The following is a 14,893-nucleotide window of genomic DNA, read 5'->3' as shown; positions in this document are numbered from 1 at the left end:
CTCCCTCAGTGGCCGGTCAGCTGGTCGAGCGCGCCCGGCTTGTCATGGATCGCCAGCCTGTCGACCAGCGTCGCGCTCGCCTTGTTCATGCCGATCACCTCGACATCCGCGCCTTCGCGCCGGAACTTGAGAATGACGGTGTCGAGTGCCGCGACGCCTGTCAGATCCCAGATGTGGGACCGGCTGACGTCGATCCGGACCTTGTCCACCGCCTCCCTGAAGTCGAAGGATTTCAGGAACCGGTCCGCCGAGGCGAAGAACACCTGGCCTTCCACGAGGTAGGACCGCTCGCGGCCGTCCGGCGAGACGGTGGAGGTGACACGGAAGATCTGGGCGACCTTGGCGGCGAAGAACAGACCCGAGAGCAGCACCCCGATGAGGACGCCTATGGCGAGATTGTGGGTGAAGACGACGGCGATGACGGTCGCCAGCATCACGACCGACGAGCGGCGCGGATGGTCGCGCAGGTTCCTGACCGACGACCAGGAGAAGGTCCCGATCGAGACCATGATCATGATGGCGACGAGCGCCGCCATGGGAATGATCGACACCCAGTCGCCGAGGCCGACGCACAGGATGAGCAGGAAGACGCCGGCGGCGAAGCAGGACAGCCTGCCGCGCCCGCCCGACTTCACGTTGATGACCGACTGGCCGATCATGGCGCAGCCCGCCATGCCGCCGAGGAAGCCGGTGACGATGTTGGCGGTGCCCTGGCCGACGCATTCGCGGTTCTTGTCGCTGCCGGTATCGGTCAGTTCGTCGACGATCGACGCCGTCATCAGGGATTCGAGCAGGCCGACCACCGCGACGGCCGCCGAATAGGGCAGAACGATCAGGAAGGTCTCCAGCGTCACGGGTACGTCGGGCAGCAGGAAGGCCGGAAGCGTCGTCGGCAGTTCGCCCATGTCGCCGACGGTCCGGATGTCCATGCCGAAAGCCAGTGCGATGGCCGTGAGGACGAGGATGCAGACCAGCGGCGAAGGGATCGTCCGGGTAACATACGGGAAGAGGTAGATGATCGCGAGGCCGCCCGCGACCATGACGTAGGTCAGCCAGGGCACGCCGATCAGCTCCGGCAGCTGCGCCATGAAGATCAGGATCGCCAGCGCATTGACGAAGCCGGTGATGACCGATCGCGAGACGAAGCGCATCAGGTCGCCGAGACGAAACAGCCCGGCGGCGATCTGGATCGCGCCGGCGAGGACGGTCGCGACCAGCAGGTATTGCAGGCCGTGCTCCTTCACCAGCGTCACCATCAGGACGGCGGTGGCGGCCGTCGCGGCCGAGATCATGCCGGGCCTACCGCCGGTGAAGGCGATGACGACGGCGATGGAGAAGGAGGCATAGAGGCCGATCTTCGGATCGACGCCGGCAATGATGGAAAAAGCGATGGCTTCGGGGATGAGCGCGAGCGCCACGACGAGGCCCGCGAGCAGGTCGCCGCGGATGTTGCCGAACCACTCGTCGCGGTAGGCGGAAAGAGAATTCATGGAAATCCGGGAAAGATGACGGAACCGCCGTGGCCGCATGGCCATGGATCAGGAGCGGGCTGGCGGTTCTGTGGTCCGGCGGGTCGGCGGCCGGAAGAGCCACCCGGAATTTCACCGGGTCCTTGCGAGTGCCCCTAGTATGCGGAACCCGTGCTGCGATGCAACATCAATCGCAGCACTCCGATCCCGCCTTTTCGTCTTCCGGTCATGACGAGGCCGTATAAGATCGTGATTCGGGTGGAGAACCGGCCATGCAGTCCATTCATATCGTCAACGCCTTCGAGCAGGAACTGAAGTTCCTGGCCGGCCGCATCGCGGCCATGGGAGGTCATGCAGAGCGCATGGTCGAGCAGGCGGTGCAGGCACTGGTGCATCACGACCTCGACCTCGCCCGCAAGGTGATCGCCGACGACATCATGCTCGACGAGGGCCAGCGCGAGATCGACGAGAAGGCGATCGTGGTCATCGCACGGCGCCAGCCGATGGCCGACGACCTGCGTGCCGTGATCGGCGCGATCCGCATCTCGTCGGACCTCGAACGGGTGGGCGACCTCGGCAAGAACATCGCCAAGCGGCTGCTGACGATCGCCGACACGCCGCAGCCGGTGCGGCTGTCGCGCGGGATCGAGGCCCTGGCGCAACTGGCGCTGACGCAGCTGAAGGACGTGCTCGACGCCTATGCCACGCGCTCGGTGGACCGGATCAGCCTGGTGCGCGACCGCGATGACGATATCGACGCCATGTATACGTCGCTGTTCCGCGAGCTCCTGACCTACATGATGGAAGACCCGCGCAACATCGCGCCCTGCACGCATCTCCTTTTCTGCGCCAAGAACATCGAGCGGATCGGCGACCACGCGACGAACATCGCCGAGACCGTCTATCACATCATCGCCGGCAAGCAGCTGCCGATCGACCGCCCCAAGGAGGACAAGACGCACCGGGTGAGCCTCGGCGGCGGCTGAGAAACCACCGTCGTCCGTCCGGCCGCCTTCCCTCCATCAGCGGCTGCTGCTGGCGGCGTCAGCGCGCGCGCCGTCGATCGGAGACCGGCTGGTAGGCGAGGCGGGCGTGATAGGCGCAGTAGGGGCTGCCGTCCTTGGAGGCGGTTCCGCAAAAATGGAAGTCCTCGTTCAGCGGATCGCCGTTCGGCCACTTGCAGGTGCGATCGCTCAATTCGACGAGCTTCAGGCGGCGCGAGATCGGCACGACCACGCCGTCGTCGGTGCGCGTCACGGGACGCGGTGCCGGCTCGGGCTCGAACTCCACCTTGAGGGCGGTGGCGCCCACGGTCTGAGGCACCGGGCGTGGAGGAGGGGCGGCGGGCTTGGCAGCTTTCGGCGCTGCAGGCTTGGGCTTCTTCTGGCGGGCCTGCGCGGGGGCGGCACGGCCGCGGCTCGACAGCTTCAGACGATGGACCTTGCCGATCACGGCATTTCGGCTCACTCCACCCAGCTGCGCAGCGATCTGGCTGGCGCTCAGACCCTCGGCCCACAGTTTTCGGAGAAGTTCGACCCGCTCGTCTGTCCAGTTCATGCAAATAGGCTCCTGGGTAGTGCCCGCCGAGGAATCCGAATCCATGCCAACCCTGGCGACGCCAGGAGGACGCATCAATTACTCGGGGTGATTTTGGTCCGCCGCACGAAATCTAGTCGTTTCGTAGCCGCAAGCTACAATACCCGGTGACTCCGTGACAAGAGTCGGGTCCGGACGCCGAATCGGAATTTTCAGTTTTCCCCAACTTGCGGCCCTGCCGCAAGGGAAAGCCGTCATGAAGGCGCGAAGGCCGTGGGAAGGTCGCGAGACGGCCGCGTCCGTTGACTTCGCGACGAAAAACCCCGATATGATGGTGGAAGAGGCCGCCCCGGGGGCGGCTTTTTGATTTGGTGGTCCTGCCGCCGCGCGGGTGGGGGGGCGAACGTTCGGCAAGGTCGGTTCCGGAGCAGTCTGGCATGAGCGGTTCTGCGCTTTATCAAACCTTTGCGAGGGCGCCGCTGGCGTTCGATCACGGAGAGGGAGCGTGGCTGATCACGAAGGGCGGCGAGCGATATCTGGACTTCGCGGCCGGCATCGCGGTCAATTCGCTCGGACACGGCCATCCGCACCTGGTCGAGGCGCTGCGCGAGCAGGCCGGCAAGCTGTGGCACACGTCCAATCTCTACGAGGTGCCCGAGCAGCGCAGGCTCGGCGAGCGGCTGGTCGACAGCACCTTCGCCGACAAGGTGTTCTTCACCAATTCCGGCGCCGAGGCGCTGGAATGCGCGATCAAGACGGCGCGGCGCTATCACTTCGTGAAGGGAAAGCCCGAGAAGTACCGGATCATTACCTTCGAGGGGGCCTTCCACGGTCGCACGCTGGCGACCATCGCAGCCGGCGGCCAGCCGAAGTATCTCGAAGGTTTCGGCCCGAAGGTCGAGGGCTTTGACCAGGTCGCGCTCGGCGATATCGAGGCGGTGAAGAGGGCGATCACAGGCGAGACCGCCGGCATCCTGATCGAACCCGTGCAGGGCGAGGGCGGCATCCGTGCGGTTCCCGCCGAGACGCTGAAGGCGCTGCGCAAGCTGTGCGACGATAACGATCTGCTCCTGATCTACGACGAAGTGCAGTGCGGCGTGGGGCGCACCGGCAAGTTCTTCGCCTATGAATGGTCGGGTGCCGTCCCTGACATCATGGCCATCGCGAAGGGCATCGGCGGCGGCTTCCCGATGGGAGCGTGCCTGGCGACCGACGCCGCCGCGAGCGGCATGACGCCTGGCGTTCACGGCACGACCTTCGGCGGCAATCCGCTCGCCATGGCGGTGGGCAATGCGGTGCTCGACGTCGTGCTGGCCGACGGCTTCCTCGACGAGGTCAACCGCAAGGCTCTGCTGTTCAAGCAGGGTCTCGCCTCCATCGTCGACGAGTTCCCCGCGGTCTTCGAGGAAATCCGCGGCATCGGGTTGATCCTCGGCCTCAAATGCCGGATGCCGAACGCCGGCGTCAACATGGCCTTCCGCGAGGAGAAGCTGCTGACCGTGCCCGGCGGCGACAACGTCGTGCGCCTGCTGCCGCCGCTCACCCTCACCGACGACGACATCCGCGAGGGTCTCGTCAGGATCCGCTCGGCGGCCGCGAAGCTCGCGTCGGGCGCGCCGGGCCATTGACCGGGAACAGCATGATGATGAATGGCAAGCCGCGGCACTTCACCGATCTTTCGGCCGTTTCGGCCTCCGATCTGCGCCTGATCCTCGACGACGCCAAGGCGCGCAAGGCGCGGCTGAAAGCCGGCGAGCGCGAAAGGCCGTTCGATGGCAAGGTGCTGGCGATGATCTTCGACAAGCCGTCGACCCGCACACGCGTCTCCTTCGACGTCGGCATGCGCCAGCTGGGCGGCGAGACCATCATGCTGACCGGCACAGAGATGCAGCTCGGGCGGTCCGAGACGATCGCCGACACCGCAAAGGTTCTGTCGCGATACGTCGACGTCATCATGATCCGCACGACCTCTCACGACCGGTTGATGGAACTGGCGCAGAACGCGACCGTGCCGGTGATCAACGGGCTGACGGACGACACGCATCCCTGCCAACTGATGGCCGACGTCATGACCTACGAGGAACATCGCGGTGAGGTGACCGGCAAGCGCTTCGCCTGGACCGGCGATGGCAACAACGTGCTGCACTCGCTGATCGAGGCGGCCGCGCGGTTCCGCTTCGGGGTCAACGTCGCCGTGCCGAAGGGCAGCGAACCGGAGGCTTCCTATGTCGAATGGGCGCGGGGCGAGGGCGCGGACGTGCGCTTCTTCGACGATGCGGTCGAGGCGGTGACGGGCGTGGACTGCGTGGTCACCGACACCTGGGTGTCGATGGGCCAGGAGCACCGCGCGCGCGGCCACAACGTCTTTCAACCCTTCCAGGTCAATGCAGACCTGATGCGCCACGCACGGCCGGAGGCGCTCTTCATGCACTGCCTGCCCGCGCATCGCGGCGAGGAGGTGACCGACGAGGTGATCGACGGACCGCAGTCGGTCGTGTTCGACGAGGCGGAAAATCGTCTGCATGCGCAGAAGGCGGTCCTCGCCTGGTGCCTGTCGGGAGCCGCCCTTGGCTGACGGGACCATGCTCGGCGAGTTCGGCTTCGCGGGCGACGACGTCGTCGTGCCGTTCCAGGTCGCGCCGCTCGACATGCGCGGCCGTGCCGTGCAGGTCGGGCCGATGCTCGATCAGATCCTCGGCCGCCACGCCTATCCCGAGCCGGTTGCCCGGCTGCTCGGCGAATGCGTGGTGCTGACGGCCCTGCTCGGAAGCTCGCTCAAGTTCGACGGCAAGTTCATCCTGCAGACCCAGTCGGACGGACCCGTCGACATGCTGGTGGCCGACTTCACGTCGCCGGGATCGATGCGCGCCTATGCCCGCTTCGATGCCGAACGGCTCGCCGAGGCGCAGGCGCAGGGCCGTACCGAACCGCAGGACCTGCTCGGCAAGGGCATCCTCGCGATGACCATCGACCAGGGCGTCCACACGCAGCGCTACCAGGGCATCGTCCAGCTCGACGGCATTTCGCTCGAGGAGGTCGCGCGGACCTATTTCCGCCAGTCCGAGCAGATCCCGACCGAGGTGAGGCTTGCCGTGGCTCGGCAGGTGCTGCCCGGCGCGGACGGCAGCCGCGAGAGCTGGCGCGCCGGCGGCATCCTGGCGCAGTTCCTGCCGGAGGCGCCGGAGCGTCTGCGCATGCCGGACCTGCCGGGCGGCGACGGCGACGACGGTGAGATCGACGACAGCATGGTCGACGACGCCTGGGTGGAAGTGATGTCGCTTCTGGCGACGGTGGCGCCCGACGAACTCTTCGATCCGACGATCGGCACCGAGCGGCTGCTCTACCGCCTGTTCCACGAGCATGGCGTCGTCGTCTTCGAGGGCGTGCCGGTGGCCGACGACTGCTCCTGTTCGCGCGAGAAGATCCATGCCGTGCTCAGCGGCTTCACGGCCGAGGAGATCGTCGACAGCATCGAGGACGGCACGATCCGCGTCACCTGCGAGTTCTGCTCGACCGAATATACGTTCGACCCGGCGGAGTTCGTCGGGAAGCAGTAGCTCTCAGTTGACCGTCCGGGCGGCGTTCGGAAGGTCGAGCGAGAAGGCGGGGATGTCCACCTCGAACGTCTCGCCGGACCGCGACCGCATGGTGTAGCGCCCGACCATGATGCCCGAGGGCGTCGCGAGTGGACAGCCGGAGGTGTACTGGAAGCTGTCGCCGGGATCGAGTGCCGGCTGCTCGCCGACGACGCCCGCACCGCGCACTTCTTCCACCCGTCCCGTGCCGTCGGTGATGTGCCAGTAGCGCGAGATCAACTGAACGTGCTCGTCGGAGTGGTTGGCGATCGTCACGCGATAGGCCCATACGTAGTGGCTCTCCGACGGGTCGGAGCGGTCGTCGAGATAGAACGGCTCGACGCTGACCTCGATGTTGCGTGTGATGGACCGATACATTTCCGATGCTCCGGGCGGGCCGACGTCCCGTTCTCTTGCCGACGAAGGCCGCGCCGTCAATGGCCGACAGTCCAGCCGAACCGTGACGGAAATGGGGAGGGCCGGGACGGCGGCGGCGCAGAGCGGGCGCGATGCTTGACGGCTGGACACGGCGCCGGATCGATCCCGCCTTGGAGCGGCTCGCGCGGCTCGTCGCCCGCACGGGGATCTCCGCCGATGCGGTGACGCTCGCCGCCTTCGCCATCGGTGCCCTGGCGGCCGTGGCGATCGCTTTCGAGCTCTTCCTCCTGGGGCTCGTGCTGGTCGTCGTCAGCCGCATCGGCGACGGGCTCGACGGCGCGGTGGCGCGGATCCGCGGCAAGACCGACTATGGCGGCTATCTCGACATCGTGCTCGACTTCTTCTTCTACGGCGCGATCCCGCTCGGCTTCGCGCTGGCCGATCCGGGGGCGAACGCGGTGCCGGCGGCCGTGCTGGTCTTTTCCTTCTACGTCAACGGCGCGAGCTTCCTCGCCTTCGCCATCCTGGCCGAGCGGCGCCGGCTGTCGACCGTGGCCCGCGGCGAGAAGTCGATCTTCTTCACCACGGGCCTCGCCGAGGCGACCGAGACCATCGCGGTCTTCGTTCTCGCTTGCCTGGTCCCGGCCTGGTTCCCCCTGCTCGCCTACGTCTTTGCCGCGGTGTGCTTCTATACCGCGCTGTCGCGCATCGTGCTGGCGGGGCGGCAGTTCGGGTAGCGATGTAATGGCAATGGCGTTACGGTTTGCCAAGTACCCCATATGACGATGCAACCCACATCGAAGCCGACCGAGAAGGTGTCGCGTCCCGTCCGCGACACGCTGAACCTGCGGATTCGGCCGGACCTGCGCAGCCTGATCGATCAGGCTGCCGAACTCGCCGGCAAGTCCCGCTCCGACTTCGTGCTGGAGGCATCCCGCCGGGCGGCGGAGGAAACTCTGCGTGATCGCACGCTGTGGCTGGCTGATCCGGACGCCTTCGCAGCCTTCTGCGAAAGGCTCGATTTGCCATCTGCGCCGAGTGAGAGGCTGCGGCACGTCTTGGCTCGAAAGGCGCCCTGGGAACAGCCGTGAGCCTGCAGGCCCCCGGACCACTCGGCGAGGCTCATGATTTCGCGGCGTTCGCCTCGGGAGCCGACGGCCTCGACGACTGGCTGAAACGGCGTGCGCGCTTCAATCAGGCGAGCGGCGCCTCCCGCACCTATGTCGTCGCGGATGGAACGCGCGTGGTCGGCTATTGTGCGCTGGCGTCCGGCGCGGTGGTCCTGAGCGCGGCTTCCAGCAGGATCAGCCGCAACATGCCCGACCCAATTCCGATCGTCGTGTTCGGCCGCCTCGCGGTCGATCGCGAATGGCAAGGAAGGGGACTGGGCAGCGCCATGTTCCGCGACGCTGCGCACCGCGTGCGGCGAGCCGCCGACACCATCGGAATCCGCGGCATGCTCGTTCATGCCATTTCTGAGGACGCGCGGCAGTTCTACCTGTCGCTCGGCTTCGAGCCGTCGATGCTCGATCCGATGACGCTGTTGGTTCGCCTGGCCGACATCGAGACGGCTCGATGAGGCGCGGTCAGATCGGATCCGGACCCTTGAGCCGCGCGCCATTGACCACGATCGAGCCATCGCCGTTGAGTTCGACGACCCACTGCAGCCGCCCGTTTTCCAGCTTCCGGCCGAGCCCCTGGGCGGCGAGCACGAAGGGAAACGCCTGCTGCGCGCCGGGATCGACGGCGGCTGCCGCCTGAAGCGCGGAAGCGGCCGTCTCGAAGCCCGCCATCTCGATGGTGGCGGTCAAGCTCGGCTTGCCGAGCGAGAACGGCATCTCGCCCGTCATCGCGATCTCGATCCCACCGTTGCGGATGAGGCTCCGCTCCATGACGAAGACCGGCGGGTCGCCGAGGAACTCGGCCATGATGTCCTGGCCGACCGCATCCGGTATCGGCGGCTGCCGATCGAGGTCGAACGCGTCGACGAGCAGGCGGATCGTTTCTTCCGAATTGAGGTTGCGGACGCCGAAGTTGAGACTGACGTCGGTGGGGACCAGCGGCGCGCTCCAGGCCGGGGCGAGGCCGGACGGAAGGCTCAGGCCCTTGAAGCCGAAACCGTAGTCGACCGCACCATCGTCGGCGGCGCCATCGATCGCCAAGGCAAACTCGAGACTGGCGATGCCGAAACGCCCGACGGACGTCTCGACCGTGACATCGCTCGCGTCGTAGCCGACGGAAATCCTGTCCCAGAAGGGCAGCGCGGCCAGGATCAGCCGCTTCAGTTCGGCCTGATCGGCCGCCACTGCCGCTTTGTCTGCATGGGCGACCGCGAATGCGGCGATGTCGAGGAGCGGCCAGACCTGGAAGCCCTTCGCTTCCGTTGCGGCCGTCAACTTTGGCAACGTCAGGGAGAACGACATCTGCGGTCCGTCCGGCAAGGCCCGCATGGTCACGGTCTCGGCGACATCGACCATAGTCTGCAGCGTCTCGTAATCGACGCCTCCGCCGGCCGAACGGGCCGCGGTCGTCTCGAAGGTGCCTGAGCCGCTTGCGATGTCGGTCCGCTGGTTGTCGTCCGACGATACCATCTGCAGGCCGCGGTACGTGCCCTGCGCAACCGAGAAGGTGGCGAGTTCGGGGTCGAATACGCCCGTGAACCCGCTCTGCTCCAGGCTCCACTCTACCCGCGAACTCAGGCTGGGCGACAGTTCGGTCGCCGGCGTCCGGAAGCTGAGCGAACCGTTCGGCGCTATGGCGCCCGAGGCGGCGAAGGTGCCGTCGGCCTGCGGCTTCATCCGGACCGTGAAGGGGTCCAGGTCGAGCGACAGCGATGCGGTTTCGGGCGCCATGGCGGCAAGGGCGTCGAAGTCGACCGTCAGACGGTAGGCGTCGCCGTCGACCGACACGTCGAGCACCCGCTTCTCGAACGCCGACCGGCCGACATAGCGCGACAGCGACTCGACGATGCGGGCCGCACCCGCGTCGTCGACGGTCTGCGCGGGCGCCGGCGCGGTCGTGACCGCGAGGAAGATGAAAAATGGCAGGCCACGGCGCATTCGGATCTCCCTTGTTGCACCAGCTATACTTCAGGACGGTGCTGCAAGAAAGACGGGCGGTCGTCTGCGTCTGCGCGCATCCCGCGTGCCTGGCTACACCGTCGCCAGCGCCCGCTCCAGGTCCTCGATCAGGTCGCCCACGTCCTCCAGCCCCACCGACAGGCGCACCGTGCCGGGATTGATGCCGAGTTCGGCGCGGGCGGCGTCGGTCAGGTTCTTGTGGGTCGTGGTGGCCGGATGCGTGATCAGGCTCTTGGCGTCACCCAGATTGTTGGAGATCAGCACGATCTCCAGCGCGTTCTGGAACCGGAAGGCACCTTCCTTGCCGCCCTTGACCTCGAAACAGACGAGCGTCGAGCCGCCGGTCATCTGGCGCGCGATCACGTCCGCCTGCGGGTGGTCCTTGCGGCCGGGATAGATCACGCGCTCGACGGCGGCATGGCCGGCGAGATGGTCGGCGATCCTCGCCGCGCCTTCGGTCTGGTGCCTGACGCGCAGCGGCAGCGTCTCCAGGCCCTTCAGCAGCGTCCAGGCGTTGAAGGGCGAAAGGCTCGGGCCGGTGTGCCGGAAATAATCGTGCAGGTTCTCGTCGATCCACTTCTTGTCCGACAGCACGATACCGCCGAGGCAGCGGCCCTGGCCGTCGATGTGCTTCGTCGCCGAATAGACGACGACATGGGCGCCGAGCTCCAGCGGCTTCTGCTGCAGCGGCGTGGCGAAGACGTTGTCGACCACCACGCGCGCACCGATCGCATTGGCGATCTTCGCCACGGCCGCGATGTCGACCACTTCCAGCGTCGGGTTGGTCGGACTCTCGAGGAAGAACAGCCTGGTGTTCGGCCGCACCGCCGCTTCCCACTGCGCCATGTCGCGGCCGTCGACCAGCGTGGTCTCGACGCCGTAGCGCGGCATCTGGGTCTCGACGATCCAGCGGCAGGAGCCGAACAGCGCCCGGGAGGCCACCACGTGGTCGCCCGCCTTCACCGAGCAGAGCAACGCCGCGGCCACCGCCGCCATGCCCGACGAGGTGGCGCGCGCATCCTCGGCGCCTTCGAGCAGGCACATGCGTTTCTCGAACATGTCGACGGTGGGATTGGCGTAGCGCGAATAGATGAAGCCCGGTGCCTCGCCCTTGAAGCGGGCTTCCGCCGCCTCGCCGGTCTCGTAGACGAATCCCTGCGTCAGGTAGATCGCCTCGGAGGTCTCGCCGAAGCCCGAACGCTGCGTCCCGCCGTGCACCAGCTGCGTCGCCGGCTTCCAGTTCCTGTTCGTCTCGCCCATCGTCGTCCTGCCTTCAGCGCACAAAAAAACCGGCCGCGAAGTCGCAAGCCGGTTTCCCCTCGGCCCTTTAGCGACTTGTTTAACGTGGCTGCAAGCCGACCGGCCAAATCACCACGGGATAAGCTTCCCCTTAGACCTCCAGCGCCCTTGCGTCAACGTTTGCCGACGTTAAACGTCGGACGGCCCTGCCACCCGGGCGGATGAGGATCGGCATCACCTTGCGCAGCACCGGCATTCTTCCCGACCACGCGATCGCGACGCTGTTTTCCTCAGGCGGCCTTTCCGCATCGCGTCCGCTCGACGCCGACCAGATCCAGCCGGCGAGCCTCGATCTGCGTCTCGGAGAAAAGGCCTACCGCGTCCGTGCCAGCTTCCTTCCGGGTCCCGGTCGGCGGGTCGCCGACAAGCTGGAGCGGCTGAAGCTGCACGAGATCGACCTGACGGGCGGCGCGGTTCTCGAGACCGGCTGCGTCTACATCGTGCCGCTGCTGGAGAGCCTGGCGCTGCCTTCCGGTATTGCGGCGTCGGCCAATCCGAAGAGCTCGACCGGGCGGCTCGACATCTTCACCCGCGTGATGACCGACTTCGGCCCCGAGTTCGACAAGATCGCGACCGGCTATCGCGGCGGCCTCTATCTCGAGGTCAGCCCGCGCACCTTCCCGATCGTCGCGCGCACCGGCTCGCGCCTGTCGCAGATCCGTTTCCGCACCGGCAACGCCATTCTGACCGAGCCGGAACTCGCCGAACTCCACCGCACGGACACGCTGGTGGCGGCCGACCATCCGAGCGTGACCGGCGGCGGCATTGCGCTGTCGATCGACCTTCAGGGCGACGCGAACGGGCTGGTCGGCTACCGCGGCAAGCACCACACCGGCCTGATCGACGTCGACCGGCGCGGCGCGCAGGACGTCGCCGATTTCTGGGAGCCGCTGCATGCCCATCCCGACGGAGAACTGATCCTCGATCCCGACGAGTTCTACATCCTGGTCAGCCGCGAGGCGGTGCACGTGCCGCCGGCCTATGCCGCCGAGATGACGCCCTTCGATCCGCTGGTCGGCGAGTTCCGGGTTCACTATGCCGGCTTCTTCGATCCCGGCTTCGGCCATTCGGCGGCCGGCGGTAGCGGCAGCCGTGCGGTGCTGGAGGTGCGCAGCCACGAGGTGCCCTTCATCCTCGAACACGGCCAGACGGTCGGCCGCCTCGTCTACGAGCACATGCTGGAGCGCCCGAGCGCGCTCTACGGCAGCGATCTCGGCTCGAACTACCAGGCACAGGGCCTCAAGCTCTCGAAGCATTTCCGCTGAGGGGCTCGCCATGGGCTTCCGCCGGTCCCGCATGCGGTTCGGTCGCGGACCGGGCGATCAGCCGGCGCGCGAGCGGGACCTCGCGGCGATCCGCGCCGTCTGGCTCTCGGGCTGCGCCGCGCTCTATCCGCTGTCGCAGGTCAGCCACGCCTTCCCGCTCGTCGCCGCCTGCGCCCGCGCGCAGATGCGGCGCCGGCCGGTCTTCTGGATTCCCGAGTTCTTCTGCGACGAGGCGCTCGACCTCCTGCGCGACGGGACCGCGGCGATCGTCGCCTATCCCTTGACGCCGGACCTCGAACCCGACTGGCCGGCCTGTGCGGAGCTCGCCGTCGTGTCGCCCCCCGACGTCCTCGTCCTCGTCCACTTCTTCGGTCGGGCAGGCCCGGCCGCTGAGGCGCGCCTGTTCTGTGACGGGCGCGGTGCGCTTCTGGTGGAGGACGCCACGCAGATCCTCCAGCCGGTTCAGGGGATCGGGCAGTGGGGCGACTTCCTGCTGTTCGGTCCCCACAAGTTCTTCGACATACCGGACGGCGGTCTGCTGGTCGTGCGCGACCCGGCCGATTGCGCCCCGGTCGAGTCGGCGCTGCTAGCGTCGGCGGGCGGCCATCCCGATCCGACACGATGGCGGCTGAAACGGTGGGAGCGTCTCCTGCGCCGTCACCTGCCGCACCTGCATGTCGGCCGCAGGCCGCCGGTCCGGCGGTTGCCCGGAACCGCGCGGGCCACGATCTTCCGCGAACCCAACGTCAGCCCTTACGCCCTGCGACGGCTGGCCGGCTTCGTCGGGTCCGGCCGCACGCGGCTGATCGCGCAGCGCCGTCTGCTGTTCGAGCGATGGCTCCGCACGCTTCTGGCGCCGCTGCCGGGGGCGGCTCTCGTCGAGCCGCATCCGGACGCCACGCCGTGCTGGTTCTCGGTGTCCTGCGCCGACGAGCCGACGCAGCGCGCCGCGATCGCCGCCCTGCAGGCACAGGGGCTGCATGCGCAGGCATGGCCCAACCATCTGCCGCCGGAGGCGCTGGCCGGACGTCGTCGCCGCGCGGTCATCGCGCTGCGCAACCGCTACCTGATCGTGGCGCCGCCCCGCGCGTGACGCGGAGGCGTCGGAGACACGCGGCGGCGGCCGGTTCAGCCCTGACGAAGCCCGCCGAGCGCCTTCACCTCTTCGCGCAGGGCGCGGATCTCGGCCAGGATCGTTTCCTGCTCGCCCTGCAGCGCCTGCCGTTCGGCGGTCGCCTCCTCCTCGTGCTCGGCCTGCATGGCCGAGACGATGATGCCGATGAAGAGGTTGAGCACGGTGAAGGTGGTGCAGACGATGAAGGGGATGAAGAACATCCAGGCGTAGGGATAGATCTCCATCACCGGCCGCACGATGCCCATCGACCAGCTTTCGAGCGTCATAACCTGGAACAGCGAGTAGGCCGATTTCGCGATGGTGCCGAACCAGTCGGGGAAGCTCGCGCCGAACAGCTTCGTCGCCATCACCGAGAAGACGTAGAAGACCAGCGTCAGGAGAAGCATGATCGAGCCCATGCCGGGCAGGGCGGCGACCAGCCCGCCGACCACGCGGCGCAGCGACGGCACCATCGAGACCAGCCTGAGCACGCGCAGGATGCGCAGCGCGCGCAGCACCGACAGGCTCCCCGTTGCCGGCAGCAGCGCGATGGCGACGACGACGAGGTCGAAGATGCGCCAGGGATCGCGGAAGAAGCTTCCCCGATAGACCAGGATCTTCGCCGCCAGCTCCGCCACGAAGACCGCGAGGATCGCCCTGTCGAGCACGATCAGCACCGGCCCCCACGCGGCCATGACCGCAGGCGAGGTCTCCAGACCCAGCGTGATGGCGTTGACGATGATCAGGGCGGTGATGGCGAGGTCGAAGCGGCGGGATTCGACGAGGCTCTTCAGGGCGGTCACGGGGCGGGCTCCGGGGAGGGACGGGAACGCGCGACAAGTGGGTGGAATTGTGCGCAGCGTCAAGGCGGCGCACGCGGTGTTCCGGCAACCGGGTGCAGGGCAGGGGGAAGTCCGGCGCCGGTGGCGTGCCGGCCGCGGCGATGCCCGCCACCACCTCGCCCCGCCGCGCCACGCAGGCCCGCCCCGCTTCCGCCCGCCCCCGGCGCAACCCCTTCGCCTTTCCCTGCCGCACAATCCCAAACCGCTTGACAGAAGGCGGCGCTGCCGCGATGTAATGAGCCGTCGCGGGTGTAGTTCAATGGTAGAACGGCAGCTTCCCAAGCTGCATACGAGGGTTCGATTCCCTTCACCCGCTCCAGCTTAGCTTTTGGAAT

15 protein-coding genes, 1 tRNA gene, 1 riboswitch and 1 other annotated feature are annotated in these 14,893 nt (G+C 67.4%); of the genes, 10 read left to right on the top strand and 6 right to left on the bottom strand.

Annotated elements, in window-relative coordinates; genetic code table 11:
* Window positions 1-5 precede the first annotated feature (5 nt).
* Window positions 6-1,490: a SulP family inorganic anion transporter gene (locus IAI54_RS14840; RefSeq protein ID WP_187967942.1), complete on the bottom strand. Its 1,485-nt coding sequence runs from the start codon at window positions 1,488-1,490 to the stop codon at window positions 6-8.
* 69 nt (window positions 1,491-1,559) lie between these two features.
* Window positions 1,560-1,615, bottom strand: a sequence feature (sul1 is cis-regulatory element that is thought to sense ions involved in sulfur or methionine metabolism; They are found in Alphaproteobacteria).
* Window positions 1,616-1,741: 126 nt separating this feature from the next.
* Here IAI54_RS14840 and phoU point away from each other — a divergent pair.
* Entirely contained in the window at window positions 1,742-2,455 is a 714-nt protein-coding gene (gene phoU, locus IAI54_RS14835; RefSeq protein ID WP_187967941.1) for a phosphate signaling complex protein PhoU, read from the top strand.
* A gap of 58 nt (window positions 2,456-2,513) precedes the next feature.
* On the opposite strand, the gene IAI54_RS14830 is transcribed toward phoU, so the two are convergent.
* A complete protein-coding gene (locus IAI54_RS14830; protein ID WP_187967940.1) occupies window positions 2,514-3,026 on the bottom strand; it encodes a GcrA family cell cycle regulator in 513 nt (170 codons plus the stop codon).
* Between the two features lie 416 nt (window positions 3,027-3,442).
* Between IAI54_RS14830 and IAI54_RS14825 the strand changes: the two genes are divergently transcribed.
* From IAI54_RS14825 to IAI54_RS14815, 3 genes are read left to right on the top strand one after another with little or no spacing between them, the layout of a single operon-like run.
* Window positions 3,443-4,633 (top strand): aspartate aminotransferase family protein, encoded by a 1,191-nt coding sequence (locus IAI54_RS14825; protein WP_187967939.1) that lies wholly within the window; start codon window positions 3,443-3,445, stop codon window positions 4,631-4,633.
* A 17-nt stretch (window positions 4,634-4,650) separates the two neighbouring features.
* Window positions 4,651-5,580: an ornithine carbamoyltransferase gene (gene argF / locus IAI54_RS14820; RefSeq protein WP_187973164.1), complete on the top strand. Its 930-nt coding sequence runs from the start codon at window positions 4,651-4,653 to the stop codon at window positions 5,578-5,580.
* Between the two features lie 7 nt (window positions 5,581-5,587).
* The gene (locus IAI54_RS14815) at window positions 5,588-6,562 is read left to right on the top strand and encodes an Hsp33 family molecular chaperone (protein ID WP_235679409.1); all 975 of its coding nucleotides are present in this window, start codon (window positions 5,588-5,590) and stop codon (window positions 6,560-6,562) included.
* 3 nt (window positions 6,563-6,565) lie between these two features.
* Here the strand turns inward: IAI54_RS14815 and apaG are convergent, their stop codons facing one another.
* Entirely contained in the window at window positions 6,566-6,958 is a 393-nt protein-coding gene (gene apaG / locus IAI54_RS14810) for a Co2+/Mg2+ efflux protein ApaG (protein ID WP_187967937.1), read from the bottom strand.
* Between the two features lie 131 nt (window positions 6,959-7,089).
* Between apaG and IAI54_RS14805 the strand changes: the two genes are divergently transcribed.
* Genes IAI54_RS14805 through IAI54_RS14795 form a run of 3 tightly spaced genes read left to right on the top strand, consistent with a single transcriptional unit; the run spans window position 7,090 to window position 8,537 of the window.
* On the top strand, window positions 7,090-7,695 hold the full coding sequence (locus IAI54_RS14805) for a CDP-alcohol phosphatidyltransferase family protein (protein WP_187967936.1): 606 nt from the start codon (window positions 7,090-7,092) through the stop codon (window positions 7,693-7,695).
* Window positions 7,696-7,743: 48 nt separating this feature from the next.
* Window positions 7,744-8,049, top strand: coding sequence for a type II toxin -antitoxin system TacA 1-like antitoxin (locus IAI54_RS14800; protein ID WP_187967935.1), 306 nt, complete (start codon window positions 7,744-7,746; stop codon window positions 8,047-8,049).
* Window positions 8,046-8,537, top strand: coding sequence for a GNAT family N-acetyltransferase (locus IAI54_RS14795; protein ID WP_187967934.1), 492 nt, complete (start codon window positions 8,046-8,048; stop codon window positions 8,535-8,537). The genes IAI54_RS14800 and IAI54_RS14795 overlap by 4 nt, the downstream gene beginning before the upstream one ends.
* 7 nt (window positions 8,538-8,544) lie before the next feature.
* Here the strand turns inward: IAI54_RS14795 and IAI54_RS14790 are convergent, their stop codons facing one another.
* A complete protein-coding gene (locus IAI54_RS14790) occupies window positions 8,545-10,017 on the bottom strand; it encodes a hypothetical protein (protein WP_187967933.1) in 1,473 nt (490 codons plus the stop codon).
* 93 nt (window positions 10,018-10,110) lie between these two features.
* A complete protein-coding gene (locus IAI54_RS14785; RefSeq protein WP_187967932.1) occupies window positions 10,111-11,298 on the bottom strand; it encodes an O-succinylhomoserine sulfhydrylase in 1,188 nt (395 codons plus the stop codon).
* 47 nt (window positions 11,299-11,345) lie between these two features.
* Window positions 11,346-11,423: riboswitch (SAM riboswitch) on the bottom strand.
* A 93-nt stretch (window positions 11,424-11,516) separates the two neighbouring features.
* On the opposite strand from IAI54_RS14785, the gene IAI54_RS14780 reads away from it, so the two are divergent.
* On the top strand, window positions 11,517-12,602 hold the full coding sequence (locus IAI54_RS14780) for a 2'-deoxycytidine 5'-triphosphate deaminase (RefSeq protein ID WP_187967931.1): 1,086 nt from the start codon (window positions 11,517-11,519) through the stop codon (window positions 12,600-12,602).
* A gap of 10 nt (window positions 12,603-12,612) precedes the next feature.
* Window positions 12,613-13,695, top strand: coding sequence for a DegT/DnrJ/EryC1/StrS aminotransferase family protein (locus IAI54_RS14775; protein WP_187967930.1), 1,083 nt, complete (start codon window positions 12,613-12,615; stop codon window positions 13,693-13,695).
* A gap of 35 nt (window positions 13,696-13,730) precedes the next feature.
* Here the strand turns inward: IAI54_RS14775 and IAI54_RS14770 are convergent, their stop codons facing one another.
* Window positions 13,731-14,519: an ion transporter gene (locus IAI54_RS14770; RefSeq protein ID WP_187967929.1), complete on the bottom strand. Its 789-nt coding sequence runs from the start codon at window positions 14,517-14,519 to the stop codon at window positions 13,731-13,733.
* A 284-nt stretch (window positions 14,520-14,803) separates the two neighbouring features.
* Here IAI54_RS14770 and IAI54_RS14765 point away from each other — a divergent pair.
* A tRNA-Gly gene (locus IAI54_RS14765) sits at window positions 14,804-14,877 on the top strand.
* The last annotated feature ends 16 nt before the right edge of the window (window positions 14,878-14,893 follow it).

The organism is Aquibium microcysteis (genome assembly GCF_014495845.1).
Lineage (GTDB): Bacteria > Pseudomonadota > Alphaproteobacteria > Rhizobiales > Rhizobiaceae > Aquibium > Aquibium microcysteis.
Note: the sequence above shows the minus strand (reverse complement) of the source record. Positions and strands in the feature narration are given on the sequence as shown.